General features: G+C 59.3%; 3 protein-coding genes. All 3 read right to left on the bottom strand.

Going from position 1 to position 2,581, the window contains the following annotated elements:
• Window positions 1-50: 50 nt before the first annotated feature.
• The 3 genes from tnpC to ABEB25_RS24395 all read right to left on the bottom strand — a co-directional run bounded on the left by tnpC (window position 51) and on the right by ABEB25_RS24395 (window position 2,510).
• Window positions 51-1,670 (bottom strand): IS66 family transposase, encoded by a 1,620-nt coding sequence (gene tnpC, locus ABEB25_RS24405; RefSeq protein WP_345739074.1) that lies wholly within the window; start codon window positions 1,668-1,670, stop codon window positions 51-53.
• Window positions 1,671-1,752: 82 nt separating this feature from the next.
• Complete coding sequence (gene tnpB / locus ABEB25_RS24400) at window positions 1,753-2,109, bottom strand: IS66 family insertion sequence element accessory protein TnpB (RefSeq protein WP_345739073.1); 357 nt, start codon at window positions 2,107-2,109, stop codon at window positions 1,753-1,755.
• Window positions 2,103-2,510, bottom strand: a complete 408-nt coding sequence (locus ABEB25_RS24395; protein WP_345739072.1) for an IS66 family insertion sequence element accessory protein TnpB — start codon at window positions 2,508-2,510, stop codon at window positions 2,103-2,105. Before ABEB25_RS24395 ends, tnpB begins: the two co-directional genes overlap by 7 nt.
• Window positions 2,511-2,581: the final 71 nt, after the last annotated feature.

The raw sequence follows: 2,581 nt of genomic DNA, 5'->3' as shown, positions 1-2,581 counted from the left end.
GTATCCGTCAAACGAGGACCCGTCCCTTGGAGGTTGACAGTGTTTGTCTGCTACAGTGAGGCCACGCAGTTCTTTGCCTGCGCTTGGTGTAGAGATCTTTGTTCGGCTGCCCAGGCTTTGGGCGTGAGGCGATGCACGGTCTGGTTGGTCTCGGTGGGCAGGCGGGTGAAGAGGTCCGTCAGGTAGGCCTCGGCATTGATGCCTTCACGATGACAGTTGCCGATCAGCGTGTAGAACATGGCAGCCCGGTCACCGCTTTTGGCGTCGCCCATGAAGAGCCAGTTTTTCTTACCGATGGCACTGGGACGGATCGCGTTTTCGATCAGGTTGTTGTCGATGCACACACGACCGTCCCGCAGGTAAACGCTCAGTTTGTCCCACTGATTGAGCGTGTAGCTGATGGCCGCGCCTGTGAGGCTGCGGGGCAGATGTTTGCGGCTCTGTTGCAAACTTTGTAGCTTGTGATGGATGCCTTCCAGGATCGGAGCGCTGTGCTCTTGCCTGACCGCCCGCACTTCCATCGGTCCGGCGCGGGCTTCCCTGAGCTTTGCCTCGATGCGGTAAAGCTGCTGCGTTTGCTCAAGCACCCAGCGGGCATCTCCGCCCTCGGCCTGGGCTTCGAAGAACTTTCTTCTCGCATGCGCCAGGCATCCGGCGAGCCGAATCTGGCCTTGCCTGCGCGCTGAGCGGATGAAGCTTTCGTAAGCCTGATAGCCGTCGCACTGGATTAGCCCGGTGAAGTCTGCGGGCACGAGGCTTTCCAAACAGGCGGTCCCACGTCCGGTACGCCATTCAAACAGGCTTAGCTTGCGCACGGGGTTGTGGACTGCCCACAGGTAACCTGTGCCACAGGTGCCTTTGCGCTCTGGATCCTGATACTTCACCGGCGTCTCGTCGATCTGCACATACCCATCGGCAAAGACTTCCCTTTGCATCGCCTGGATGACCAGGCCGCAGGCATCCGCACACATGCCGCCCCAGTTGCTCAAGGTCTGGCGCGTGAGCGGCACTCCGGCACGCCCATAGGTCTGCTCGATGCGGTAGTAAGGCAGGTGCAGCTCAAAACGCTGCGTCAGCGTGTGGGCCAGCAGTCGTGGTGTGGCGATGCAGCGCTCTTGCAAACTGGGCAAAGGAGCGATGACAGGCGGCAAGTGCCGGGCCTCCTTGCGCACATATTTGCGCCGGTTGATCTTCTGACAGCTAAACTTGCCGGGCGTGTAATCAATGAGCCGGGTGACCTCGGCTCCCATGCAGGTCCAGGCCTGCGGATCTGCTTTGACCTCTTCCGGCTCGATGATGATCTCGATGACTGGCAGGCCTGCGAGGATCTGCTCCAGGCTGCGCTTCTTGCGAGCCGTTTGCCCCTTGGCCGCTTCATCGGCCTCCGAGCCGCAAAGGGCGTCTACGGAGGCTTCCGGCTTTTTTGGAGGACCATCCTCAGGCATCCCGTTTTGCAACGCTTCGAAGACCATCTGCAACTGTGCGGGATCGAGCTTTTCGCTGCTGCGACCAAATAGCTTGCGGGCCATCGCATCCACTTTGAGTCGCAGCACCTCGTTGTGCTGCCTGAGCTGTTCGACCTCTTGCTTGAGCGACTCAATCCGCTCCTGCTGCGAGGCTACAAGCTGTCTGTGGAGAGACAGTTCGTTGAGCAGGTCGGCAGACGTCATTGGCAGGGGCGTGGGCATTTAAACGCAACGGCCAGCAACACTTATATCAACATAATAGGGTTAGGCAAAAGTGCCTGCAGCTTTACTTCCCGCGCTCATACCAGCCTCGCGGCTTGGCCCCGTGCATATCAATGCCGTCGGTGAGCATGGCAAAGGCTTCCGGCACCAGTTCCAGTCGGGTCTGGCCTTCCTCGGCCGCACGCGGCCAGAAGAACGTTCCTTGCTCCAGACGCTTGGTCATCAGCCAGCAGCCAGTCCCGTCAAAATACAGGATCTTCAGCAGTCTGCGCCGCTTGTTGGTGAAGACAAAGAGCGCTCCGCTTTTGACCGCCTCCTTGAGCTTGTCCGCCACCAGCGCATGCAGCGTGTTGATGCCTGCGCGCATGTCGCAGGGCTCCAGCGCGATGAAGATCTTCAGGCTGCCGGGGAAGCTCAGCATGGCGAAGCAAGGTCAAGGGCTCTTAGCAACTGCGCCAGCAACACCACCTGCTCCTGGCTGCAAACGACGGCCTTCATCCCCGCTGGCAAATACACCATCAATCCATCGGCTTTCGCCTCAGCCGTCGGCAGTGACCGTTCTGCTCCCACCACCGCCTCAAGGAAGCACAGACCCGCAGAAGCTTCCCCCGGCTGCCTGTGGTCATACTCCCATCGATCATGCCGCCGCCGCTGAACCCACCCAGCAAAGGTCGGATATTTAACGCCAGCCAGACGAGCAAATTCAGCCCCCGAAAGCGAACTGCGCTCAAATTCATCCAGCAAAGCCTCCCGCTTCGCACTCGGCATCACCACACGCCCCACCACATCACGTTTCAATATCGCTGCTGATGACTCATCCATAAGAGCCATAGCCTATGTCTATGCCTCTTACTGATCGACTATGATCCCACGGCGCTTGGCTTGACGGATAC

This window comes from Prosthecobacter algae (assembly GCF_039542385.1).
GTDB classification, from domain to species: Bacteria; Verrucomicrobiota; Verrucomicrobiia; order Verrucomicrobiales; family Verrucomicrobiaceae; genus Prosthecobacter; species Prosthecobacter algae.
This window is presented reverse-complemented; position numbering and strand designations above follow the sequence as displayed.

Bases quoted from the DNA above. Each gene is read 5' to 3' on its own strand.
- ABEB25_RS24395 (WP_345739072.1), bottom strand. From the start codon at position 2,510: ATGGATGAGTCATCAGCAGCGATATTGAAACGTGATGTGGTGGGGCGT.
- tnpB (WP_345739073.1), bottom strand. From the start codon at position 2,109: ATGCTGAGCTTCCCCGGCAGCCTGAAGATCTTCATCGCGCTGGAGCCC.
- tnpC (WP_345739074.1), bottom strand. From the start codon at position 1,670: ATGACGTCTGCCGACCTGCTCAACGAACTGTCTCTCCACAGACAGCTT.